Annotated in this window: 18 protein-coding genes; 9 read left to right on the plus strand and 9 right to left on the minus strand. The window is 37.8% G+C overall.

Annotation, left to right across the window (positions count from 1 at the left end):
- Nucleotides 1–11 precede the first annotated feature (11 nt).
- Nucleotides 12–683, minus strand: coding sequence for a DedA family protein (locus DD649_RS14900; RefSeq protein WP_294108336.1), 672 nt, complete (start codon nucleotides 681–683; stop codon nucleotides 12–14).
- A 184-nt stretch (nucleotides 684–867) separates the two neighbouring features.
- A complete protein-coding gene (metC, locus tag DD649_RS14905; protein ID WP_294108338.1) occupies nucleotides 868–2,052 on the minus strand; it encodes a cystathionine beta-lyase in 1,185 nt (394 codons plus the stop codon).
- 568 nt (nucleotides 2,053–2,620) lie between these two features.
- Between metC and exbB the strand changes: the two genes are divergently transcribed.
- From exbB to yedF, 4 genes are all read left to right on the plus strand, one after another.
- The gene (gene exbB / locus DD649_RS14910; protein ID WP_294108340.1) at nucleotides 2,621–3,583 is read left to right on the plus strand and encodes a tonB-system energizer ExbB; all 963 of its coding nucleotides are present in this window, start codon (nucleotides 2,621–2,623) and stop codon (nucleotides 3,581–3,583) included.
- A 5-nt stretch (nucleotides 3,584–3,588) separates the two neighbouring features.
- The gene (gene exbD, locus DD649_RS14915; protein ID WP_294108344.1) at nucleotides 3,589–4,014 is read left to right on the plus strand and encodes a TonB system transport protein ExbD; all 426 of its coding nucleotides are present in this window, start codon (nucleotides 3,589–3,591) and stop codon (nucleotides 4,012–4,014) included.
- A gap of 1,746 nt (nucleotides 4,015–5,760) precedes the next feature.
- Nucleotides 5,761–6,975, plus strand: coding sequence for a selenium metabolism membrane protein YedE/FdhT (gene yedE / locus DD649_RS14920; RefSeq protein ID WP_336430965.1), 1,215 nt, complete (start codon nucleotides 5,761–5,763; stop codon nucleotides 6,973–6,975).
- Entirely contained in the window at nucleotides 6,972–7,211 is a 240-nt protein-coding gene (yedF, locus tag DD649_RS14925; RefSeq protein ID WP_294108346.1) for a sulfurtransferase-like selenium metabolism protein YedF, read from the plus strand. The genes yedE and yedF overlap by 4 nt, the downstream gene beginning before the upstream one ends.
- A 68-nt stretch (nucleotides 7,212–7,279) precedes the next feature.
- Here the strand turns inward: yedF and DD649_RS14930 are convergent, their stop codons facing one another.
- Both DD649_RS14930 and rdgC read right to left on the minus strand, forming a co-directional pair.
- Nucleotides 7,280–7,792, minus strand: a complete 513-nt coding sequence (locus tag DD649_RS14930; protein WP_294108348.1) for a GNAT family N-acetyltransferase — start codon at nucleotides 7,790–7,792, stop codon at nucleotides 7,280–7,282.
- 339 nt (nucleotides 7,793–8,131) lie between these two features.
- A complete protein-coding gene (gene rdgC, locus DD649_RS14935) occupies nucleotides 8,132–9,037 on the minus strand; it encodes a recombination-associated protein RdgC (RefSeq protein ID WP_294108351.1) in 906 nt (301 codons plus the stop codon).
- Between the two features lie 211 nt (nucleotides 9,038–9,248).
- Between rdgC and mak the strand changes: the two genes are divergently transcribed.
- Both mak and DD649_RS14945 read left to right on the plus strand, forming a co-directional pair.
- Complete coding sequence (gene mak, locus DD649_RS14940; protein ID WP_294108354.1) at nucleotides 9,249–10,154, plus strand: fructokinase; 906 nt, start codon at nucleotides 9,249–9,251, stop codon at nucleotides 10,152–10,154.
- Nucleotides 10,155–10,738: 584 nt separating this feature from the next.
- Nucleotides 10,739–12,691 (plus strand): bifunctional 2',3'-cyclic-nucleotide 2'-phosphodiesterase/3'-nucleotidase, encoded by a 1,953-nt coding sequence (locus DD649_RS14945; protein ID WP_294109052.1) that lies wholly within the window; start codon nucleotides 10,739–10,741, stop codon nucleotides 12,689–12,691.
- Between the two features lie 207 nt (nucleotides 12,692–12,898).
- Here DD649_RS14945 and DD649_RS14950 read toward each other — a convergent pair whose 3' ends face one another.
- From DD649_RS14950 to DD649_RS14960, 3 genes are all read right to left on the minus strand, one after another.
- Nucleotides 12,899–13,198 carry a hypothetical protein gene (locus DD649_RS14950; protein ID WP_294108356.1) on the minus strand — a complete coding sequence of 100 codons (300 nt, stop codon included), beginning with the start codon at nucleotides 13,196–13,198 and terminating at the stop codon, nucleotides 12,899–12,901.
- A 454-nt stretch (nucleotides 13,199–13,652) separates the two neighbouring features.
- On the minus strand, nucleotides 13,653–14,252 hold the full coding sequence (locus DD649_RS14955; RefSeq protein WP_294108358.1) for a nitroreductase family protein: 600 nt from the start codon (nucleotides 14,250–14,252) through the stop codon (nucleotides 13,653–13,655).
- A 409-nt stretch (nucleotides 14,253–14,661) separates the two neighbouring features.
- Nucleotides 14,662–15,522: a MetQ/NlpA family ABC transporter substrate-binding protein gene (locus DD649_RS14960; RefSeq protein ID WP_294108363.1), complete on the minus strand. Its 861-nt coding sequence runs from the start codon at nucleotides 15,520–15,522 to the stop codon at nucleotides 14,662–14,664.
- Nucleotides 15,523–15,786: 264 nt separating this feature from the next.
- Between DD649_RS14960 and DD649_RS14965 the strand changes: the two genes are divergently transcribed.
- Complete coding sequence (locus DD649_RS14965) at nucleotides 15,787–16,821, plus strand: 2-oxoglutarate and iron-dependent oxygenase domain-containing protein (RefSeq protein WP_294108365.1); 1,035 nt, start codon at nucleotides 15,787–15,789, stop codon at nucleotides 16,819–16,821.
- A 43-nt stretch (nucleotides 16,822–16,864) separates the two neighbouring features.
- Nucleotides 16,865–18,148: a cystathionine gamma-synthase family protein gene (locus DD649_RS14970; protein WP_294108367.1), complete on the plus strand. Its 1,284-nt coding sequence runs from the start codon at nucleotides 16,865–16,867 to the stop codon at nucleotides 18,146–18,148.
- A 62-nt stretch (nucleotides 18,149–18,210) separates the two neighbouring features.
- On the opposite strand, the gene DD649_RS14975 is transcribed toward DD649_RS14970, so the two are convergent.
- Both DD649_RS14975 and sbcD read right to left on the minus strand, forming a co-directional pair.
- A complete protein-coding gene (locus DD649_RS14975; protein WP_294108368.1) occupies nucleotides 18,211–21,894 on the minus strand; it encodes an AAA family ATPase in 3,684 nt (1,227 codons plus the stop codon).
- Nucleotides 21,891–23,111 (minus strand): exonuclease subunit SbcD, encoded by a 1,221-nt coding sequence (gene sbcD, locus DD649_RS14980; RefSeq protein ID WP_336430901.1) that lies wholly within the window; start codon nucleotides 23,109–23,111, stop codon nucleotides 21,891–21,893. Before sbcD ends, DD649_RS14975 begins: the two co-directional genes overlap by 4 nt.
- A gap of 344 nt (nucleotides 23,112–23,455) precedes the next feature.
- Between sbcD and phoB the strand changes: the two genes are divergently transcribed.
- The gene (phoB, locus tag DD649_RS14985; RefSeq protein WP_336430902.1) at nucleotides 23,456–24,145 is read left to right on the plus strand and encodes a phosphate regulon transcriptional regulator PhoB; all 690 of its coding nucleotides are present in this window, start codon (nucleotides 23,456–23,458) and stop codon (nucleotides 24,143–24,145) included.
- Nucleotides 24,146–24,165 lie beyond the last annotated feature (20 nt).

Consider the following 24,165-nt stretch of genomic DNA (forward strand, 5'->3'; position numbering starts at 1 on the left):
CTAATTTTTGATTAGCTTTCTTTTTTATTGAGTGCTTTGCGATGTTTCCAGTACATGACTATCGAACCAATTAACCCTGCGAGTAGTAACACGACGGGGATAATCATTAATGCACTAATAACGATTTGTTCATGTTGTTTTACAAATGGAATTTGATTTAAGGCATAGCCTAGCGTGACAATAATACCGACCCACAATAAACCACTTAACCAATTGAATAATTGGAAACGGCGGTGACTTAAGTCGGAAAGGCCCGCAAGTACAGGTAATAGTGTACGAACAAAAGCTAAAAATCGCCCAATAAGTAGTGCGTAAAGCCCTTGTTTATTAAACATATTATTTGCTTTCGCATGGTATTCTTCCGGTATTTGAGATAACCAGCGCTTGACCGTTTTAGTGTCACTTAGCCATCTTCCCTGTAGAAAACCAAGCCAGCAGCCAAGGCTTGCCGCCGTTGCTAGCAATAAAACAGTGGGGATAAAGTGTAGAACACCTTTTGCAATTAATGCGCCAGAAAGAATAAGTAGAGTATCACCGGGAAGAAAAGCGGCAGGAAGAACGCCATTTTCTAAAACAATGACAACAAAAAGTACGGTATAAATAACCCAAAGGACTTCAGGGTTGGATAGTTTAAGGAAATCGTGGTGCCAAAGTGCCTGTACGATTTCGCGTAGGACTTCCATAATTGTTCCTGTTTTTACATAAAAGCCAATTCTTAAACTATCTTACAGGAAAAAAATATCGTGGGTTTGATTTGTTTGGGTTATTAGGTTATTTGAAGATAAATATGTTATTGGATATTACACACTATCATTGATAAATTGTTGTCAACAATAGTGTGAATAAACGCATTGATATTTTTAATGGTTAGAGTCGTTCAAATGCCAATTGTAAATCATCAATCAAGTCTTGTGGATGTTCAAGGCCAACGTGAATACGGAAAAATGTACCGTCATTGGGTTTGAAATCATATTGACGCATACTCAATAAATCTTCTTTTTGATAACCTAAAATAAGCGATTCATAGCCTCCCCATGAATAACCCATTTTAAAATGGGTGAAATTATCTAAAAATGCACTGAATTGTTCTGTTGATAAACGATCTTTTAGTTGAAAAGAAAAGAGCCCATTACAGCCAGCAAAATCACGGGCAAAGAATTCGTGCCCTGGTGAAGTTGGCAATGCAGGGTGAAAAACTTGTTCAACTTTGGAGTGCTTAGCAAGCCAATTAGCAACGATTAAACTATTCGTTTCATGTTGTTTTAAGCGAGTGGCTAATGTGTGGAGTCCTCTTCCTGCCATATAAACCGTATCAGGATCAGCGGTTTGACCTAAAAGGTAAGAGTTTTCACGCAATGCTTCGAGGCAACGTTCATTTGCGACCGCGACCCCTAACATGCCATCGGAGTGGCCATTAATATATTTAGTCGCAGACTGAATAGAAATATCGACACCTAATAATAACGGTTTAAGTAATACACCCGCAGCCCAAGTATTATCAATCATAATAATGATTTCAGGCGATTTATCACGAATGGCCTTAACAATAGCGGGAATGTCATGAACTTCCATGGTGATAGAACCTGGCGATTCCAAAAAGACAATGCGAGTATTAGGGCGAATAAGACTGGTGATGTTAGCGCCAATTAAAGGATCAAAGTAGGTTGTTTCAATATTGAGTTTTGTGAGCATTTTGTCACAAAAATTTTGTGTAGGATCGTATGCAGAACCCGTCACTAAGATGTGATCGCCCGTTGAGATAAATGATAAAATGGCATTAGTAATTGCTGCTGCGCCAGAAGGATAAAGCGCACTCCCCGCACCACACTCCAGCTCAGCCATTGCTTCTTGGAAAGCAAAATGTGTTTGGGTACCACGGCGACCATAAAAAAGTACCCCATCAGCACGATGGCGAGTCGCATGTCGTTTTTCTTCTAGAGAGCTAAAAATAACAGAAGAGGTTCTTTGGATAATAGGATTAACCCCTTTTTGAGTATATTTAGGGTTTCTACCCAGATTAACTAATTGCGTTTCAGGTCTAATTTTTGCCATGTAATATACCTTCCTTTATCCTAAATTGTTTTAGAGGTGGCTATTTAATATATTGAAGTTAAATGATTTGCTTAGATGAGTGCAAGGGTTATGTCGCAACTTGATTATTCTTCATACTTATACTCTTCATACTTATACTCTTCATACTTCAACCTGTAGGGTTGTTGGCAGCGCTCAGTTACTCGGGTCACATACTTGTGTATGCTCCTCGAGGTGTGCCTACCTACAGATTGAATTATTTAGAATAAATATATAATCAGGTGGTATGTAAGATAAAATGTTTAAAGAATGATTAGTTTTGTCTATTTTGAATGTGTTAGGTAATAACTCAAATAACCTCATCATCGGCGAGGGCTTATTTGTTGGAAAGCAACAAATAGTAAAAAAATCGCGAATACTAATGATAATTACTATCAATTCGCGCTATGTTTGATATCATCTGCTCGTCTTTTTAAAAGAGATATATATCGCGAATCAAATTTCGCTTTTAAAGGTTAGTCGATGAATGGCACAATCATCGATATGAATTTTTTTATACAACACTAAAGAAGAGAGTAAAGGCCAACTGATGCGTAAACTAACAGCTTCTATTCTATTGGCGATTGGCTTGATGGGAACGGCAGTCGCTGAAACTGCCCCAGCAACAGCAACAGCACCTGCTGCAGCTCAGAATACACCGTCAACATCGCCTTCTAATAATTCGGCTACACCCACTTCCACACCAACAACTTCACCAAATGCTGAGATTGCACCTGCACCTTCAATAGCTCCTAATTCAGGTGCGGTAGAGAGCAATACTGTTGTTAGTGAAAGTATTGAAATTGCGACAGAAAATCAACTTGGTGGGTTTGATAAAGACTTATCAGTTTGGGGTATGTACCAAAACGCAGATAACGTTGTTAAAACAGTGATGATTGGTTTAGTTATCGCATCTGTGATTACTTGGGCTCTGTTCTTCTCTAAAGGTATTGAAATTTTAATTGCTCGTCGCCGTTTGAAAGACGAGACCAAAGCTATCGCACAAGTTAAATCACTCGATGAAGCAGTGAGTATTGCCGATGGTTTTAAAGCGAATAGTATTACTCGTATGCTATTAAACGAAGCCGTATCTGAAAGAACACTTTCAGTAAATAGTACTGATTTATCAGGTACTAAAGAGCGTACAGCATTTAGACTTGAAAGAGCTGTAGCGGCGATTAGCCGTTATATGGGGCGCGGTAATGGTTATTTAGCAACAATAGGTGCAATCTCTCCATTTGTGGGGTTATTTGGTACTGTCTGGGGGATCATGAATAGCTTTATTGGGATTGCTCATTCACAGACAACTAACCTTGCTGTTGTTGCTCCGGGTATTGCCGAGGCTTTATTGGCAACTGCAATTGGACTTATCGCTGCTATTCCTGCGGTTGTTATTTACAATATTTTTGCCCGAATGATTAATAACTACCGTGGTCAAGTTGGTGATACCGCTGCACAAGCCGCATTATTACTTGGTCGCGATCTCGATCTGGCCAATAGCAAAGCAAGGTAACGATTATGGCAATGCGTTTAGGTGACGAGCAAGATGACAGTGGTGAAATGCATGAAATCAACGTAACACCTTTTATTGATGTTATGTTAGTTTTGCTGATTATCTTTATGGTTGCAGCGCCTTTGGCGACGGTCGATATTAAAGTTGATTTGCCAGCCTCGACGGCGAAACCACAACCGCGTCCAGAGAAACCTGTATTTCTGACAGTTAAAGCTGATAATCAGTTATTTATTGGTGATCAAGCGGTATCAAAAGAGCAGCTTTCTGCAATGCTAGACCAAGCAACAAATACCAATAAAGAAACAACAATCTTTTTCCAAGCGGATAAGAGCGTTGATTATGAAACAATGATGGATGTGATGAATGCATTGCGTCAATCAGGCTACCTTAAGATTGGTTTGGTTGGTATGGAAGCGGTTTCTTCTAAATAAGTCATAGCACCGTAGTTATAGTATGACAAATAGAATTATATTTTTTATTGCGCGTCTTGTTTCTAAATTTTAGTGTATTTTTCACTTAAAATGATAGATATAAGGCGCGTTTTATTTTTAGTTAATAACGAGTTAGTTTATTCCTGTTTTTTCCAATCCTGAGTTCAAATCCCATTAGGTTAGAAGAACGAAAGAGACCATTCACTAGTAAGGCTGCTATTTTTTTATTGTTTTGTTAAATCTGCAATGCTTCCTTGTATTTTAATAACTTATAGTGGGCACTAAAAGATAGTTCAATATAAAAGTTATTGAATTCCGTACTCTTTATTTGGGTATTTGAAGTGGTGGTATCAAGAAAATAATTTGTATTATTAAACTTAATAATGAAAAATGAAATTTCGAGTCTATTACTAATATTAAACTGAAATCCAAGTCATTATATTTTAATGTATTTATTGTTAAATTATTAAAAATTTCTAATCCCTATTTGTTATTTCTTTGTTTTATAATTAGCGTTATGAGAGATTTAAATGCTATCGATGCCTATATTATTGGTTTGATTGTATGGAAAGTGATAATGAAAAATAAACCATTTAATAAGTAAGGGTATGTGTTAGCACGACAACTTATAAGTATTAATACTCGGTCAAATAAAATAAATCATCTGTATAGATAGTCTAAAAATGTTTGATTTTTATAAGAATAAAATAAATTTAATATTATTCTTTATGAAAAAGCAGAAAGAAGATACGGTATTAACTAAGTAAAAATCCATTTAAAGGGTAAGTTTAATTTATGCTTATTAATATAATTTTGAAAATCAAAGAAGCAGGTGACATTATTTTCAAACTCTACTTAACATAAATTATTTTAATTGAAAAATTAATTTATTACTCAATATAATTTTTTAGTTAAAATTATATTAATGACTATAATTATTTTAAATAAATGATTTACTCGATTGCTTAGTTTATATTTCATTGATTTTTATCATTTTTAATTTTGTTTCTAGTGGTTTTGGGTGATTTTAAAAAACACTTGCGCAACATAATTGTTGCGTTATAATGCAATCAATAACATTTAGAAACACTTTTTAATACTTGCTAATATTGAAATGTTTATTTTTGAAATTTACTTATGCTAGGGAATGAATAAAGTCTTAATGTAATTTAAATGGGACTTTATATTAAAATAGATAATTTTGCTCAATTTATGTATCGAGCTGTATTTCAAATAAAGCATAGTACTTATTAAGTTAAATGTTATTACTGGGGTCAATGGGCTGACTTCAGACTACGCATAGCAAGCAATGCCGTAAAACGGCAGTTTCATATTATACTCCTCTATAAATAAAATAAGACTACATTTCCAGCGTTATCTAAAAGATAACGCTTTTTTTTGCAAAAAAATCGTGATTAACGATATTTTCTATTACCATTATATTTTTGTAATTTATTCTCTTTTTATAATCGAGATCAATATCAGTGAAGGCGATTTTCTCATTAGTTATGTTAGTTTGAACTCAAAATACTAACAGTATGTGAGTAAAAATGAATGAAGTGATTGGCAATCTTTGATGTACATCCAATTGAGCAATATTTTTAAACACTTTGTGATATTTATTCTTCACGAAATTACTAATCGGAGTATGATGTGCACCTCTTCGCTGTGGGGGTGTTATGTAACACATTTATACAACAGCGAAATTCTTTGCCAGGTTCTGGTATGAATGAATTGGAAGTTACAATGACTTGGTCTGAGTTCAAATCTCGCTATCTCATCGCTTTTTGGAAACCCCTTCCTGCTGTTATTGCCGCAGGTATTTTGTCTACTTATTATTTTGGACTTACTGGCACTTTCTGGGCTGTTACGGGTGAATTCACACGTTGGGGTGGACACGTTCTTCAACTATTCGGTGCTGAGCCACAAAACTGGGGCTATTTTAAAGTTATTGGTTTTGAAGGAAGCCCGCTAGATCGAATTGATGGTGTGATGATCATCGGTATGTTTGCAGGATGTATTGCGGCAGCGCTATGGGCGAATAACGTTAAATTGCGTATGCCTCAACATCGAATTAGGATTTTTCAGGCGATTATTGGTGGAATTATTGCAGGCTTTGGTGCACGCCTAGCAATGGGGTGTAATTTAGCGGCATTTTTTACTGGGATCCCTCAGTTTTCTTTGCATGCGTGGTATTTTGCAGTGGCTACTGCGGCAGGTTCTTATTTTGGTGCAAAATTTACATTAATGCCCATGTTTAGAATTCCCGTTAAGCTGCAAAAAGTTAGCGCAGCGTCACCTTTGACGCAAAGACAGGATGTTGCTAAAAGACGTTTCAGATTAGGCATGATTGTTTTCACTTTATCAATGGCGTGGGGTCTTTATACTTTATTCGACGCGCCTGTAATGGGCTTTGCGATATTATGTGGAATTGGTTTTGGTCTATTGATTGAACGCGCTCAAATTTGTTTTACTTCTGCTTTCCGTGATTTATGGATTACTGGACGTACGCATATGGCAAAAGCCATTATTATCGGCATGGCGGTTAGTGCCATTGGTATTTTTAGCTACGTACAATTAGGTGCGACGCCAAAAATACTTTGGGCAGGTCCGAATGCGGTTATTGGTGGATTGCTGTTTGGGTTTGGTATCGTGCTGGCTGGGGGTTGTGAAACTGGCTGGATGTATCGTGCCGTTGAAGGTCAAGTTCATTACTGGTGGGTCGGTTTTGGTAATATCATTGGCGCAACAATCCTGGCTTATTATTGGGATGATTTGGCGCCTTGGTTGGCAACAGACTTTGATAAGGTCAATTTACTTGAAACATTTGGTCCCGAAGGCGGTTTAATCGTGACTTACTTATTATTAGCCATCGCTTTCGCCTTGATGTTGCTGTGGGAAAAACACTTTTTCCGTAAGCGTGCTCAAAAATCGGTTAACACATCAGTGGAGGCATTATGAATAAGAAAGATATAGTTCCAGATTATCGCTTGGATATGGTTGGTGAACCTTGTCCTTATCCTGCCGTGGCAACACTTGAAGCGATGCCATCGCTTAAGTCTGGGGAAATATTGGAGGTGGTGAGTGATTGCCCACAATCAATTAATAATATTCCGCTAGATGCTAAAAACTATGGTTATACCGTGCTGGATATTCAACAAGATGGGCCAACAATTCGCTATTTAATTCAAAAATAGTGATTGTGAGTCAAAATGGCGAGCATTAATACTCGCCATTTTAATTTTGTATTTATTAAACTTTTGGTTTATTTACCGCTTTTCCAACTAACAATATCGAGTACCAGTTCACATTCATCATCAACATAGTTGCCTGTTGGTATGAATCCTAATTTTTTATAAAATTCAAATGGGCTTTCTTCGCCTTCTCCGCAGCTATTATACAGACGTGGATACCCTTTATTTTTCAAATAACTGATCACTTGAATTAACGCTTCACGGCCAAAACCGAGTTTTTGATAAGGCTCTGCAATCATAAAGCGCCAGAGCATGATGCCGTTATATTCGAGCTCATCGTCATCTAAACCTGAATGCAGCATAATGAATCCAACGGGCGTATCATCGGCGTATATACCGCGGTACCAAGCACAATTTGAAAATTGGGCTTCAACCATTGAATAGGCATTATCAGCTACCATGTTGCGTTGTGCTTCACTTAGTGTATGACTTAACAGGCAAATTTCAGAAAAATTGTCTGCTGTTACTTTTTGCAGGGTGACAAGGGAATTTTCATCCACCTCAGGCTCAATGAGTTCTTTCATAATATTTCCTTCGATTGAATATTGACCACAACTCCAATGATGGAGAAATTTATTTATTATTTTTTTGAATAAAAACATTGCGATGAAGTTGCTATATGTAGACAACATAATTCGAAACGATATAGGCAACAGCTCTATATTTAGTATCAGATGAATATAGCGATAATTCAATCAACCAGAGATTGCACTGCCAGTCAATGACTTCCTTATGGCTATGCAGGTTGTGTCTAAAAAGTAATGGCAACTTACGTTTAAGGTAAGTTGCCATTGTGAGATGAGTTCGATGGGCGAAAATGGAGCGATAGATAATTGGCACCACAAAAGTCTGGTACGATAAAACTAGTGCTCGGCTTCGCCACCAAGGGCATCGATTAAGCGAGCAATCAATGCACTCAATTCACCAGTCATTAAGATATAATCAGCATCAAATTTTTGCGCATAATCTTCTTTGCCAATATCGTCATTTTGTTCTTTTAAGGTATCGCTGAATTTTAATCTTTTTAGAGAACCATCTTCAGATAACATAAATTGAATTCTTTCTTCCCAATCTATGGCTAATTTAGTGACGAGTTTACCCGCTTCAATATGGGTCGCAATTTCATCTGAAATGAGATCTTGTTTCTTACAGCGGATAATACCGCCTTCTTCTAAGATAGCCTTTAACTCTGCCTCATCCATAACGGCAAAACCCTGAGGTAAAGATCCAGAACGGATCCACTCAGTGAGTGTGAGCTCAATAGGATCTTTAAAAGTTAGAGGAACAACGGGTAATGAACCTAAGCTTTTACGTAATAAAGCTAAGTTATCTTCAGCTCGTTTGGCACTTGCGGCATCGACAATAATTAATTGATTGACGGTATCAATCCAAATGTAAGTTTTACTAAATTTACTAAAAGCACGAGGTAGTAAGGTATGGACGACTTCATCTTTTAAGGCGTCTTTTTCTGTTTTTTTCAGTTTACGGCCTTGGTCTGCTTCAATCTTTTCAATTTTATCTTGTAATTCTTGCTTAATGACAGGAGATGGCAGCATTTTCATTTCTTTTTTTGCACAAATAAGAATTTGATTGCCTGCTGCATGAGTCAGTGCATCTGCACCGCGCATAGGGGATACCCAACCTGTTTTCATCATATCTTGACTGCCACATGGCTGATAGGCTAGCGGGGCAAGCTGTCTTTCCAAATCATCTGCAGAGAGCGCCAAATCACGATTTAGGCGATAGACCAATATATTCTTGAACCACATGAAAAACCTACCTTTGTTGAAAAATTGCCAGTTATAGCCGGGAGCTATGATAGCGAATTGTCAGTTATTAAGCGAAAAAAAATGTCATTTAGCAATTATCTTTCTTTTTAGTTAATTTTATCAATCGTCTCTCAATTTTACTTTCTGCATATTGATATCAATAATGTATATAGGCAATGATATGTAAAATTGATAATAAGAGAGAGTCACAATGAGAATCGGTATTGATTTAGGCGGCACAAAAATAGAGGTGATTGCATTAGATGATGCGGGTGACTCCTTGTTTAGAAAGCGTATACCGACCCCGCGGGGGGATTATTTAGCCACATTGAATGCAATTGTAGGCTTAGTTAATGAGGCTGAAGCAGCAACCGGTATGACAGGTACTGTAGGTGTTGGAATTCCAGGGACTCTTTCTCCTGTGACGGGGAAAGTGAAAAATGCCAATTCAACATGGTTAAATGGGCAATACTTTGATGCAGATTTGTCTAAGTTGCTTGAACGTCCAGTAAAGGTGGCAAACGATGCTAATTGCCTTGCTGTTTCTGAAGCGGTCGATGGTGCAGGCGCAGGCGCTAAAGTTGTTTTTGCCGTCATTATTGGAACCGGTTGCGGCGCAGGAATTGCCATCAATGGGCAAGTTCATTCAGGTGGAAATGGAGTTGCTGGTGAATGGGGACACAATCCTCTACCTTGGCAGGATGATAAAGACAGATTATTTCTCGATGATGAGATTTGCTACTGCGGCCTAACAGGTTGTACAGAGTTATTTGTTTCAGGTACAGGCTTCATCGCTGATTATAAAAAGCTTTCAGGGGAACAAAAAACAGGTTTGGAAATTGTTAAGTTAGCGCAAGAAGGCAATAAACAAGCCGCCATAGCGATGGACCACTACCAAACACGTTTAGCAAAAGCACTGGCTCAAGCAATTAATATGCTGGACCCCGACGTCATCGTGTTAGGCGGGGGAATGAGCAATGTCGATAGTTTGTATGATGCACTGCCAGAAAAGATCCGCAATTGGGTGTTTGGTCGAGAGTGTGATACGCCGATTCGAAAAGCGGTGCATGGAGATTCGAGCGGGGTGCGCGGCGCCGCATGGTTATACTCGTCATAATTACAAACTGTAGGGGTGTTGGCTGCGCTCAGCTACAATTTGAATTATTTAGAGTATAAAGCTTGAAATGAAAGTGCTTGAAATGAAAGGTTTTAGATAAAAATTTAAGTGAAGAGTCTGAGGTGATGAGTTTTTAGCAAATATTCAAATGAAGGACTTTAGGTTAAATTAAATAAAAATTTCTGATATAGCTTATTTGCCACAAATTTAATTTTTCTGACTCTATGTTTAATGATACTTATTGCCGTATTGCTGCAATAAGTGATGTAAATCACACCCCTTTATTTCAGCACTAAAATTGAGTCGGTTATTGTTCATATAACTTCAATAATTTTGGCTTTATAACTCAACATTAATTCATTTTTGTGACCGATATTAAAGTCGGGGTCTATAAAAAGACTAAAACCGTGATTTAGTCACATTTAATGGTTACTGTTTGCAGTGTAATATCATTAAAAATTGAAGTAATGCACATTGTAGACAATTGTAGTCCTAATTTCGTTGTTTATTTAACCAATGGGCTAGAACTGAATATAACGATTCGAGAGGCAACTTTGTCTCGTTAAGGGCAGCTAAGGGGATTCATAGTGAATAAAGTATTGAAATTATCATCGCTTGCTTTGCTAGTCGCATTTAATGCGAATGCAGCAACTGTTGATTTACGTGTTATGGAAACATCAGATGTTCACAGTAATCTGATTGATTTTGATTATTATAAAGATAAGCCAACAGAGCAGTTTGGCTTGGTACGTACAGCGACTTTGATTAAAGCCGCTAAAAAAGAAGCGACTAATGCCGTTTTAGTCGACAATGGTGACTTGATCCAAGGTAGCCCGCTTGCTGATTACATGGCAGGCAAAGGCTTGAAAAAAGGGGAGTCACACCCAGCACATAGTTTGATGAACACCATGGGTTATACCGTGGGTAACTTTGGTAATCATGAATTTAACTTTGGTTTAGAATACCTGCAAAAAGCTATTGCAGGTGCACAATTCCCATATATTAATGCCAATATTATAGATGCGAAAACAGGTAAAAACTATTTCAACCCTTATATCATTGTTGATACCCCAGTTAAGGATCGTGATGGTAAAACGCATAATCTAAAAATTGGTTATATCGGCTTTGTGCCACCACAAATTCTAATTTGGGATAAGCCAAATCTAGAAGGAAAAGTGGTTGTTAATGATATTACTGAAACAGCTAAAAAATTCGTTCCTCAAATGAAAAAAGAGGGAGCAGATATTATTGTTGCTATCCCTCACTCAGGCTTTTCACAAGAGCCATACAAAGCAATGGCTGAAAACTCGGTTTATTATCTCAGTGAAGTACCGGGTATTAATGCCATCATGTTTGGCCACTCACATGGGGTTTTCCCAAGTAAAGAGTTTGCAGACATCAAAGGCGTTGATCTCACTAAAGGAACCGTTAATGGCGTTCCAGCAGTAATGCCGGGTCAGTGGGGCGATCACTTAGGTGTGGTTGATCTTGTAGTCAACAATGACAAAGGTAACTGGGAAGTTGTTAATGCAGCGGCACATGCGCGCCCTGTCTATGATAAAGCCAATAAAAAGGCACTCGTAGAGCGTGATGAAAGCCTGGTTAAAATTATCAATGAACAACACGAAGGTACTCGTGACTTCGTCGGTAAGTTAATTGGTAAAGCATCTGAAAATATGTACAGTTATTTGGCCTTGGTTCAAAGCGATCCAACTGTTCAAATTGTTAATGATGCACAGATTGATTACACCAAAACCTTTATTCAAGGCGATCCAGATCTTGCAGATTTGCCGGTATTAGCTGCGGCAGCACCGTTTAAAGCGGGCGGTCGTAAAAATGCACCATCTGAATTTATCGAAGTTGAAAAGGGTGATCTAACCTTCCGTAATGCTGCGGATCTTTACCTCTATCCAAATACTTTAGTTGTTGTAAAAGCAACAGGTGCAGATGTGGTTGAGTGGTTAGAATGCTCGGCAGGTATGTTTAATCAAATTGACCCACAATCAACAGCACCACAAAGTTTGATTAACTGGGGCGGTTTCAGAACATATAATTTTGATACAATTAGTGGTGTTAATTATCAAATTGATTTAACGCAACCTGCTAAATACGATGTTGATTGCCAAACTGTAAATAAAGATGCGAATAGAATCAAAAATGTCACTTACCAAGGCAAGCCAATTGATCCGAAAGCAACATTCTTAGTCGCTACCAACAACTATCGTGGATACGGCGGTAAATTTGCAGGAACAGGCGATAACAACATTGCGTTTGCTTCTCCAGATGAAAACCGTTCAATCTTAGCGGCTTATATTGCGAAAGTTTCTAAAGAGAAAGGTGAAATAACGTCTAAGGCTGATAATAATTGGTCATTCACACCAATTAAAACGGATAAGAAGTTAGATGTTCGTTTTGAAACTTCACCAAGCGATAAAGCAGCTGAATTCATTAAAGAACATGCTCAATATCCTATGAAGCAAGTGGGTACTGATGAAATCGGTTTTGCAATTTATCAAGTAGACTTAACTGAGAAGTAATTATCTTAGTTGAGATATAATGGCCTACCAAGGATTGGTAGGCTTTTTCATATGCAGTATATTGAAAAAGCGGTTAAGGTTATTTACCTTAATTACGGTTGTTAATTTGCGAATAAGTTAAATTTAGATTATTAATAAAATTCAGGATACTTAGAACTGATAATAAATTAAGTATCCTGAATTATGATTATTTCGAATTTCATTAATTTATTCATAAATTACATTCAACATAGGTAATTTTCTTGTTCTATCATATTCAACTTTTACATAGTCAGACTCTATTTTTTTCCCATCTTTCAATGAGCCAGTCGTCGATATGTTTTTACCATTTCTAAAGCACTGAACATTTATTTGACTTTTATTGGTTAAATTTATTTCACATTGAGGCTCATATACATAGCCTGAAAACGAGATTGTTCCTCCTGTAGAATTAGAAGTTGCATAACTAAAGGAACTGCTTGAAATGAGTATTGCTACAATGGTTGTAAATAAAGATAAACGTTTCATAGTCCACCTCGATAATAGCACTAACTAACATTTAACTGTGCAATTTTGCTCTTATATTTAGTGTAGTTCAAATATTGATAATACATAATAAAAAATGGAAATTATTTTAAAAATATCTTTGGTGTGATTTAATGTGTTGATTTTAAATCAAAAAAACATAAGCTAAATGTTGTTCGATTGATTGAAAATCAATTAAATATATAGATATGTTAATAGGGGGTTGTAATGAGGAATGTTTGTTTCGTTAATGTTTTTAAGTATATTATTTATTTATAAATAAGAAAATATTACAACTAATTTAAGATAGGTTTATTTATTATTGTTGTTTTATTTGTTAAGTATTATTTTACCCTGATATTGGCATATATTATCAACTTAAATTGATTAAAACTGAGTTCTCTCAATAATAAGATAAGTGAGAGAACTCAGATGAAAATTAATTTAAAGCTAGTGCTTATTTGAAAATTTTGAAACGAACTTCGTCATCCATAAAGCCTTTATCGCCAGCGGGCTCATTAATTGAACCAAATACCATCTGAGCGCGTAATATCCAGTTAGCTGGAATATTCCATTCCTTTTGAACTTGGCTATCAATAATCGGATTATAGTGCTGTAGAGATGCACCGACATTTTCTTGTGCTAATGCAGTCCATACGGCAAATTGAGCAATACCACTTGCTTGTTCAGACCAAACAGGAAAATTGTCCGCATATAATGGGAATTGCTCTTGTAACCCAGTAACTACATCTTTATCTTCAAAAAATAAAATAGAGCCAGCGCCAGCAGCGAAGCTATCAATTTTTTGTGCTGTACCTGCAAAAGCTTGCTCAGGAACGATAGCGCGCAAAGTTTCTTTCACCATATTCCACAGTTTCTTATGCTCAGCACCAAATAAAACAACGACGCGAGAAGTCTGTGAGTTAAATGAAGATGGAGAATGTTTAACCGCTTCTTTAATTAATTTTGTGACATGCTCTTCAGATACGGGTAATGCATCGCCAAGGTTATAAATTGTACGACGGTTTTTAATCATTTCGATAAATGCGTTAGACATGTTGTCTCCTAGCTTTAGTTAGCACACGGCAGTTATTGAATAAATCTCAGAAGCCGCAGATTGTTTCGATGGTTATTACTATAGCGAGATAGCTTAAAAATCATAGGAAAAAAATTTAACGATAAGGTTCAAATTTTTGCGTGTAGATCTTAAAGAGATTAACTTCATTTAAATCAGAGTGATATATGAAATAGTATCTTACAAAATAATATTTCTATCATCAAGTGGGCAAAAAATGGGATAGTGAGTATAAAAATATTGAGGAAAAAGGATAGAAAAAGACAAATTGATGAGATTTTTTGTTTCCATTAATGTTCATCACACTGAAAGTTACATGATTATTGACTAATCGATTTTAACCGAGTCACATCGTTTATCCATGCTTCTCGGTTAATGATATGTATTAAGGTTAATTCAATTCGCTGAGATCCTTTTTAATTTGTATTTTTGTACCGCCAAAATTATCATCAATATATTTCTTTACGGCTTCGCTATGATAGAGATCGTTTAATTTAGCAAATTTAGGATCGTTTTTATTATCAGATTTAGTAACTAATATATTAATATTATTTTTAATAGTGTCATCGTTTTGCTCTCTAAATAAAGAGTCTTTTAAAACGTTAAGTCCACCTTCTTGTGCAGCTGTATTTCCGATTACTGCAATGTCTACATCCGGTAGCGCTCTAGGACCATGTGCATATTTTATTTGTCTAAAGACTAATTCTTTAGGATTATTTGTAATATCACTAATAGATCCCGTGGCTTGATTGAATTCAGGTTTCAAGCTGATTAACTTTGAGTTCTCTAATAGTTTAAGTGCTCTTGCATGATTGGCTGCATCGTTTGGGATCGCGACAATCGCTTTGTTGGGTAAATCAGCTAAATTTTTATATTTTACAGAATAGATCCCCATCGGTTCAAAATAAGTCGTGAAGATTGGTGAGAGCTTATTATCATGATTTTTATTGAAATCTTTTAGAAATCCCCACGATTGAAAGGCATTGACATCCACATCACCATCGATGGTGGCGACATTCAAGGTGATCCCATCGTCAATGATTTTAACATCAATATCTAAATTTGCATCTTTAGCGCTTTGAGATTCCGCGATAAAATTCCAGATATCAGCATCACTGCCATGGCTGCCAACGATGATTTTTTGTTTGGGATCTTTTTGTTGAGGTGCTTTTTCAGCAGTGCTGTCCTCAGGTGAGCAAGCCGTTAAAGCAGAAACCGACAATGCCAATATTAATGCAGTTATTTTTTTCATTTTAAATTCTCATTAGTTATTTGTTAGTAATATCTAATCAGACAAGATCTGACTTTTATAAATAATATTTAATTATTTATTTGTGTTTTTTGTTATATGGATTAGAAAGTATCTATTCATTGAAATGGTTATATCGATATAGTTTTATATTATTATTAGTATTTTTAAAGTTGGTATTTAATCGACTGTTAAATAGATGAATAGCTATTTTTATTATTCACTAAATTCATATTCTATAAATACAGAGAGTGAAAAGGATTAAATATGTCAGCGACTCAATTACCTATTATTGATTTAAATGAACTTGATAACCCAGAGACGCAAGCAGATTTTTATAAGAAATTACGCTTCATTGCGCGGGAAATTGGCTTTTTTTACCTTGTTGGACATAATATTACGCCTGAAACTCGGGAGCAGTTGTTGGCAATAACAAAACAGTTTTTTGCTTTGCCAAAGGATGCCAAAGAACAAATCTCAATGAGTCATTCAAGACACTTTCGCGGATATACAGCCTCAACACAAGAGAGTACGAGAAATCAACCTGACTTTCGTGAACAAATTGATATTGGTGAGGAATTGCCGGCTTTACAACTAACTGACCAAGATCCGATTTGGCTGAATTTACAAGGACCAAATCAGTGGCCACAAGCATTGCCTGAGTTGAAAACACAAGCCCTTGCATGGCAAAAAGAGATGCGAGATATCGCTATTAAGTTAATTAAAGCCTTTTTGGTTGCACTTGAGTTACCTGAAAATAGTTTCGATAGCGTTACCGCCGAACCGGCACAGCATTTATTAAAATTAATACATTACCCTGCTCGTACTGATAATCATGAGGGAGAGCAAGGCGTTGGTGCCCATAAAGATGCGGGGATTTTGACACTACTTTGGCAAGATAATAGCGGTGGACTACAAGTTGAGACAGATAATGGCTGGATAGATGTCGCACCATTAGAAGATGCATTTGTAGTAAATATTGGTGAGGTATTTGAATTAGCAACCAATGGTTATTTACGTGCAAATGTTCATCAGGTTGTTAGGGGGAAAAATAGCGATTCACGTTATTCTATCGCTTATTTTATTACCCCAAGTGTTTTTGCCGATGAAGTTCCCTTATTGCCGCTACCTTCCTATTTAGCTCAACAAGCGTTGGGGCCTGATAGCGATCCTTTAAATCCATTATTTACCAATTTAGGCAAAAATGTCATTAAAGGCCGTTTGCGTTCCCATTTATCTGTTACTCGCCAATTTTATCCTCACGAGTACGAGCAAATTATTAACAATAGTAATATTGTATAACTGATAATGTGATGATTTATGAATAAAAAGTTGGAGCTTGTGAATGTCAGATAAAAGCGATAAAAAAGATTTAAATGGGAGAGAACTATCCCCTGAAACATTAATGATGAGCTATGGGTACGACCCACAATTATCGGAAGGATCGATAAAACCTCCTGTGTTTCTGACATCAACTTTTGTCTTTAAAACGGCTCAAGAAGGTAAAGATTTTTTTAACTTGGTTAGCGGACGCGTACAAGCGCCTGATAACCAAAAACAAGGTTTGGTTTATTCGCGCTTCAATCATCCCAATAGTGAAATTGTTGAAGATAGATTGGCTCTTTATGAAGGGGCGCAAAGTGCTGCTTTATTTTCATCAGGTATGTCGGCTATTACGACTTGCTTGATGGCAGTCTTAAAACCTGGCGATGTATTGCTACACTCTCAACCTCTATATGGTGGTACTGAAACCTTATTTTTGAATACGTTAACACGGTTTGGTATTACTTCAGTTCCTTTTCAAAATGGTTGTGATTTAGCGGCTATTCTTGATGTAGTAAAAGGGATTGGGGCAGGTAAAAAAATTGCGGCGATTTATATTGAGACACCGTCAAATCCGCTAAATACGGTGGTGGATATTCAACTGCTCAGTCAAGCTGCCAAGCAAATTGCACATCAACAAAATGGCGAAATTCCATTATTGATTTGTGATAATACGTTACTGGGGCCCATATTCCAGAAACCTATTGCGCTCGGTGCTGACTTAAGTGTGTACTCACTAACAAAATATGTCGGTGGGCACTCTGATCTGGTTGCGGGTGCCGTTGTCGGAAGTCGCGATTTAGTCAAAAAAGTCAAAGCGCAGCGTAATGCGATTGGGACACAGCTCGACCCACACTCAAGTTGGATGTTGGGGAGATCTTTAGAAACACTGCAACTTAGGATGGAAAGAGCCAATGATAATGCAAAAATTTTGGCCCATTTTCTCAACCAGCATCCTAAAGTCGGTAAAGTTCATTTTCCTGAATTTTTGCCGAAAGACAGTGCAGAGTATCGAGCTTATCAACAACAATGCTCAGGCGCAGGCTCTACATTCTCAATCAATGTTGGCGAAAATGAAGCCGATGCCTTTCGTTTTTTAGATAATTTGGCGTTATTTAAACTTGCGGTGAGCTTAGGGGGCACAGAGTCATTAGCGAGCCACCCTGCATCGACTACGCATTCAGGTGTAGCGCAAACTGTTCGTCAAAATATCGGCATCAGCGATAATTTAGTGCGTTTATCTATTGGCATTGAAAATGTCGATGATTTGAAATATGCGTTACAGCTAGCGCTAGACGCAGTTTAACTTACTCCATGATGGCAGAGAATTTAAACTCTCTGCCATTTGTTTGGCTAAATCATAGTGGGTTAATTGATTCGATACTGCGCTGGCAACTCGCTAAATCCGAGACCATTCACTTTTTTCACCGGAATTTGCACTGGAATTCGTTCTTTCATTGCTTCAACGTGGCTGATCACCCCAATCGTTTTACCGGATGCATTTAAACTTTCTAATGCATCGAGAGCGATATCTAAGGTTTCTGCATCGAGTGTGCCAAAGCCTTCATCCAAAAATAGTGACTCTAATTGGGTTCTGTTACTCACCATATCGGATAGTGCTAGGGCTAATGCGAGACTGACTAAGAAGCTTTCACCACCCGATAAGGTTTTGATGTCTCTGAGACTATCAGCTTGCCACCCATCGATAACTTGTAGTTCAAGGTTAGTTTGATGACTACGTTGTAGTAGATAGCGGCCGTGTAATTTATCGAGCTGCTGGTTGGCTAAGGTAATGAGACAATCAAGTGTTAAGCCTTGTGCATAACGGCGGAATTTATCCCCTTCGGCGGAGCCAATGAGCGTGCTGAGATAACTCCAATCATCATAACTAAGCTGTCCATCTTCAATTTGTTGTAGTAAATCTCGTTGCTGGTGGCGCTGCTGTTTATCCGTTTCTAACTGGCTGATAATTCTACCCTGTTCTTGATTAAGATTTTTTATTTCTTCATCAAATTGAGCAATTGCTTGTTTTAATTGCTCTTGTGAAATGCCTGTAAAATCTTCAAGACGTTGTTGTTCATGGGCGGTTAGCGCCAGTAAAGCTTCTTTATGACGGGTTTCGCTTTGCAGTAATGCTTGGCTAATATTTTGTTTTAGCTGTTCTAATTGTATTTTTTCTTCAGTGGCTAGTAATGCATTGAGGAAGATTTGCTGTGAATCAAATGGGCTTTGGGTTAATGCTTGATTAAATTGTGTTTGTGCATTTATCAATAATTGAGTGATTTTCTTAACCGATTCAATGATGGCTTGATGGCTGCCATTGAGGACGGAAATATTTCTTTCAATGTCATTGATATTTTTGGTTAAGAGTTCTAATTGATGGGCTAAACGAGTTTGTTTTTCCTGCATCCCTTCAATAAATTGGCTGACAGTGAGTCCATTTAATAAGTTTTGGCGTTGATTTTTTTTCTCAATCAGCTCATTACTGCATTGTAATTGCTGTTGTTTTCCATTTTCGAGCTGTTTCAATAATTGCGTTTTTTGTGCTATTTCAGCCGCCAATGTCGCATTACTGACATCTATTTGTTGCGTGAGTTTCTGTGCCGCTATTTTTTGTGATTCGTAGAATTGACTGCGTTGTTCAATGTTGCTGAACCATGCATCAAAATCATTATTTTCGGGCAATATTAACTGAAATTGAGTGAGGGCTGACTGTAATTGCTCTGTTTGTTCATTTTTGCGTTGTTGTAGCTGATTTTGTTCTTTTTGCATCTCATCAAACATCTGAGCGTGATATTTAAGACGTTCTTCGAGTAATGCGAGAGTGGCTTGCTGTTGTTTAACGAGCGCTTGTTGCTCATTTAATTGATTTTTAGCCTGCTGATAATCGCGTTCTAATAGCGTGAAATCCGTAATCACTTTTTGTTTTGTGGATAACTGTGTTTTTAAATCAGCAAGAAGTAAATTAACCGCTTGTTCGGTTTGCGCTAATTCTGGAGTAAGTGCTTGCTCACAGGTACTACGCCATTTTTGATTTAATTCATCAAGCTGTTCGGATAGTTGTGTTTTGAGCTGTAAATTTTCACTTTGACGCAACTTTTGATTTTGTAAGTACGATTGTTGCTCTGATAATTTGATCTTATTGCTATCGAGTTGCTCAGTGAGTTGTTTTAAGCGCTGTTGTGTATCTGAGGATTTTATTAATTGATAGGCCTCAACCGCAGGGTGCTCGTGAGAGCCACAAAGTGGACACGGGGAACCTTCAATGAGTTGCTGGCGCTCTTTTTCTAAGCTAACAATTTTTTGCTCTAATTGCAGTTGTTGTGTGAGATCTTGAATATGGGGCTGTAAATTGCTGATATTCGTTTGTACTGATGCTAATTCTTTTTCAGTTTGAGCAATTGATTCAATTAATAAAATCTGCTGTGTTGCTTGCTTTTGTGATTGAACTTGTTGAGCGAGACACTGTGACAATATAAAGGGTAATAATTGCGCATGTTGTAGCTTGGTTTGTAGTTGTACAATAGAGTGATTTACTTCATTAATATTCTGTTTTTCTTGGCAGTTTTTATAGTTATTTTCTAATTGATTAAACGCGTCAGTTTCTTTGTCTAAAGCCGTTTGCGTTTGTGTCAACTGAGCGGATTGCGTTTGTTTTTCTGCCTGTAATACTTGCAGTTCTTGTGAAATTTTGTGCTGCTTTTGGGTTAGTATCGAGAGCTGTTCAGTAAGTTCATTGAGGTAACGTGCTTGTTGCTTCCAACTGCCTAGTTGCCCGCTAATTTCTGCATCTTTTTGTTTTTCTTTTAGAAAAACATTTAGTTGTTTCAGTTGGTTATTTGCGTGTTGTAACTTCACCTCGGCTTCATTGATAGACTGTTGTTTTTGGTCATATTCAGATTGAAATTGGGTTACAAGCTTAGAGAGTTCACTGAGTTGTTGGTTAAGATGCGTTATTTGGTTATCCAACGGGCGAACTTCGTTATCAATTAATTTATTCTGCTGCTGCATATACGCCAAAAATTGCGTATTTTCATTGTTAGCTTGATCTTGTTTTGCTTTCAGTGGTGCAAGTTGTTTCTGCATTTCCTCAAGACTTTGTTGAAGATGTTGTTGCTTTTCATTGTGTTCAGCTAACGACTGTTGTTGGCGCTGAACATCTTGCCATAAAGGACGCAAAGCCTCTGCGGGAGCGCTGTCTGCTAATTTTTGTAGACTGGGTTTTGCAGCCTGAAAATCCTGTTCTGACTTGTCTAGCTCTGCTTGTAATTGTTGTAAGCGTTGAGTCAGTTGGTGCTGTTGTTGCCACCAATTTATGGCTTGTTGATAACGATTTTTTTTATGGCTGATTTGTGCGGCTTGTTGTGCGAGTACCGTTTGTTGTTCTAATCGTTGTTGGTGCTCAGATTCAGTCAGCAAATTAATGCTTTGTGCTCTCGCCTTCAGTAAGTCTAATTCGGTTTTGACTTGTTTGTGTTGGTTATAAATATAAATTGAGATTTGGCTATAGATTTCAGTCCCAGTTATCTCTTCTAAAAGGTCAGCGCGTTCTTTTTCTGTTGCGTTTAAAAAGGCGGCAAAATCCCCTTGGGAAAGTAGAATCGATTTAGTGAAACGACCAAAGTCGAGTCCCGTAATTTGAGTGATCCGCTCTCTAATTTCAGTGACTTTAACCGCAAGTATTTGCCCATCAGCTACCGTCGCTAGCTCGGCTTTAGGCTGTTGAAGGTTTCCTTCAGATTTACCGCCTGCACGACGTTGGCTCCAAAATGCGCGGTAAGCAACACCTTTTACTTCGAATTCAACTTCCGCTAAACATTCGCCCGTATGGCGCGTCATGAGCTCATTTTGGCTAGCAGATAGAGAGCCTAAACGAGGTGTTTGATGGTAAAGCGCGAGACAAATCGCATCCAGTAAGGTGGTTTTACCTGCACCGGTCGCACCAGTTATCGCAAACAATCCTTGGCTAGCAAAAGGTTCTTGCGTGAAATCAATTTTCCATTCGCCTTTTAGTGAATTAATATTTTTTAAGCGAAGACTCAGGATTTTCATGCTTGACCCTCTTGTTCTGAACGTAGTGCGTCATAGGATTGTTTGAACAGTTGTCGCAAGCGTTGTTCTTGTTCGGCATCGTCAAGTGATTCTTCTGCAAGACGGCGTAAAAAGACCTCTTCAGCAGTTAATTCATTGAGTGTTTCATTGGCTAATACACTTTGCTGTCCTTGCTTTTGTTTACGTGCTCGGCGCAGTAATACGACCTCAACTGGTAAGGTTTGGGTTAAGGCTTCTATACGTTGTTGGATATCTGAAAGATAGTCTTGTGACGCGACTTCGATATCTAACCATACCGGTTTATCACCTTGATAGTCTTGCCAAACTTCCAGTTGTTGCTGGATTTCTTTTAGAGACCCTTTGACACTTTGTAGTGGCTGCGAAATTGGAATTGGTAATTGAGTGATATCAGTAAGCGTGCTGCCATTAAACTCAACCAGACAGACACTTTTTTGTTGTTGTGCTTCATCAAAACTTAATGGAATTGGTGAACCGCAATAACGAATATGTTGTTGGCCACCAATGACTTGGGGTCGATGAATATGCCCTAGCGCAATGTAATCTGCGGGTGGAAATGCGCCAGAAGGAAACGCGTCAAGTGTGCCAATATAGATGTCGCGGACTGAATCTGTCAGCGCCGCGCCGACAACGGTGAGATGCCCTGTCGCGATAATCGGGATATCAAGGCCTAGTGTTTCTCGTTGTGCGACGGCAAGTTGGTAGCTGGCTTGGTAATAGTCATGAATGGCCGTTTGCAGTGATAATTGTTTTTCTTCACTACTTTGTCCTGCAATACTTATCTGAATGTCTCGAGGGCGCAGGAATGGGATGGCGCAGACGAGGCCGCTAGGCAATCCTTGGTTATCCATTAAAGTAATAATATTAGGTTCAGCGCCAGAGGTTATTACGCTGGTATTGAGGTAAGCCAGCAAAGAGCTGGATTCATTGAGAACGGAAACGGAATCGTGGTTTCCACTTAAAATAACCAACTGGCATCCAGTTTTTTGTAAATCGACGATAAATTTATTATAGAGTTCTCGTGCATAGCTCGGCGGTGAGCCAGTATCAAAAATATCCCCTGCGACAATCACTGCGCTAACCTGATGGAGCGTAACTTGTTCAATAAGCCAATTTAAAAAACATTGATGTTCAGCGGCACGACTTTTAGTGAAAAAATATTGGCCAAGGTGCCAGTCAGAAGTGTGGATCATGCGCATGAGCTATCATTCCTTGTGATTGTGCCATTTTATTAGTGAAGAGGCCTCGATATTCTGTCGGTCAGTATACCTTATCGCGGTAATACGATGGAGTGTTATGCAATGGAAAATGATGCTGTGATATGAATAAAGCCGTTAAAATTGTTATTACAGTAAGATAATTATTAGTCTGCAAATGGATGATAATTATATTGCGCTATGTGATTAATGTTTCACTTAGATGATCTTTTCCTGTAATTATTAGGTGGAATGTCAGTCATCACCGATAATAGTCATAATTCTGTCATAAAAGTGACGCATAATGCGTTCACATTAAAAATATCTTCTTATTTACAGGAACAATCATGGCAAGACGCATTCTAGTTGTTGAAGATGAGACGCCCATCCGTGAAATGGTTTGTTTTGTATTGGAACAGAATGGTTTTCAGCCGATTGAAGCTGATGATTATGACTCTGCAATTGCGCAGCTTGTTGACCCGTTACCTGATTTAGTTTTACTCGATTGGATGATCCCAGGTGGCTCTGGCATTCAGGTTATTAAACATATGAAGCGTGATAGCGCAACTCGCGATGTCCCTGTCATGATGTTGACTGCCAGAGGTGAGGAAGAGGATCGCGTGAAAGGTTTAGAAGTGGGCGCGGATGATTTTTTAATCAAACCCTTTTCGCCAAAAGAATTGATTGCTCGCGTAAAAGCGATTTTACGCCGAATTTCGCCAATGGCGACAGAAGATATTATTGAAATGAATGGCTTGATGCTTGACCCAACCTCTCATCGTGTTACTTGTCGTGAAATTCCTATCGATATGGGACCAACCGAATATAAATTATTACATTTTTTTATGACTCATCCGGAGCGTGTTTATAGCCGTGAACAGCTATTAAATAATGTTTGGGGAGCCAATGTTTATGTTGAAGATAGAACCGTAGATGTTCATATTCGTCGTTTAAGAAAAGCACTGGAAACAGAAGGGCATGATAAAATGGTACAAACAGTACGTGGTACTGGATACCGTTTCTCTGTTCGTTACTGAGAATTCATTAGGGAGAGACC

The sequence above is a fragment of the Providencia sp. genome, from assembly GCF_003533305.1.
Taxonomy (GTDB): Bacteria; Pseudomonadota; Gammaproteobacteria; order Enterobacterales; family Enterobacteriaceae; genus Providencia.

Bases quoted from the DNA above. Each gene is read 5' to 3' on its own strand.
- DD649_RS14965 (WP_294108365.1), top strand. From the start codon at position 15,787: ATGTCAGCGACTCAATTACCTATTATTGATTTAAATGAACTTGATAAC.
- yedF (WP_294108346.1), top strand. From the start codon at position 6,972: ATGAATAAGAAAGATATAGTTCCAGATTATCGCTTGGATATGGTTGGT.
- exbD (WP_294108344.1), top strand. From the start codon at position 3,589: ATGGCAATGCGTTTAGGTGACGAGCAAGATGACAGTGGTGAAATGCAT.
- exbB (WP_294108340.1), top strand. From the start codon at position 2,621: ATGCGTAAACTAACAGCTTCTATTCTATTGGCGATTGGCTTGATGGGA.
- DD649_RS14960 (WP_294108363.1), bottom strand. From the start codon at position 15,522: ATGAAAAAAATAACTGCATTAATATTGGCATTGTCGGTTTCTGCTTTA.
- rdgC (WP_294108351.1), bottom strand. From the start codon at position 9,037: ATGTGGTTCAAGAATATATTGGTCTATCGCCTAAATCGTGATTTGGCG.
- mak (WP_294108354.1), top strand. From the start codon at position 9,249: ATGAGAATCGGTATTGATTTAGGCGGCACAAAAATAGAGGTGATTGCA.
- DD649_RS14970 (WP_294108367.1), top strand. From the start codon at position 16,865: ATGTCAGATAAAAGCGATAAAAAAGATTTAAATGGGAGAGAACTATCC.
- DD649_RS14900 (WP_294108336.1), bottom strand. From the start codon at position 683: ATGGAAGTCCTACGCGAAATCGTACAGGCACTTTGGCACCACGATTTC.
- DD649_RS14950 (WP_294108356.1), bottom strand. From the start codon at position 13,198: ATGAAACGTTTATCTTTATTTACAACCATTGTAGCAATACTCATTTCA.
- yedE (WP_336430965.1), top strand. From the start codon at position 5,761: ATGACTTGGTCTGAGTTCAAATCTCGCTATCTCATCGCTTTTTGGAAA.
- phoB (WP_336430902.1), top strand. From the start codon at position 23,456: ATGGCAAGACGCATTCTAGTTGTTGAAGATGAGACGCCCATCCGTGAA.
- DD649_RS14955 (WP_294108358.1), bottom strand. From the start codon at position 14,252: ATGTCTAACGCATTTATCGAAATGATTAAAAACCGTCGTACAATTTAT.
- DD649_RS14975 (WP_294108368.1), bottom strand. From the start codon at position 21,894: ATGAAAATCCTGAGTCTTCGCTTAAAAAATATTAATTCACTAAAAGGC.
- sbcD (WP_336430901.1), bottom strand. From the start codon at position 23,111: ATGCGCATGATCCACACTTCTGACTGGCACCTTGGCCAATATTTTTTC.
- DD649_RS14930 (WP_294108348.1), bottom strand. From the start codon at position 7,792: ATGAAAGAACTCATTGAGCCTGAGGTGGATGAAAATTCCCTTGTCACC.
- metC (WP_294108338.1), bottom strand. From the start codon at position 2,052: ATGGCAAAAATTAGACCTGAAACGCAATTAGTTAATCTGGGTAGAAAC.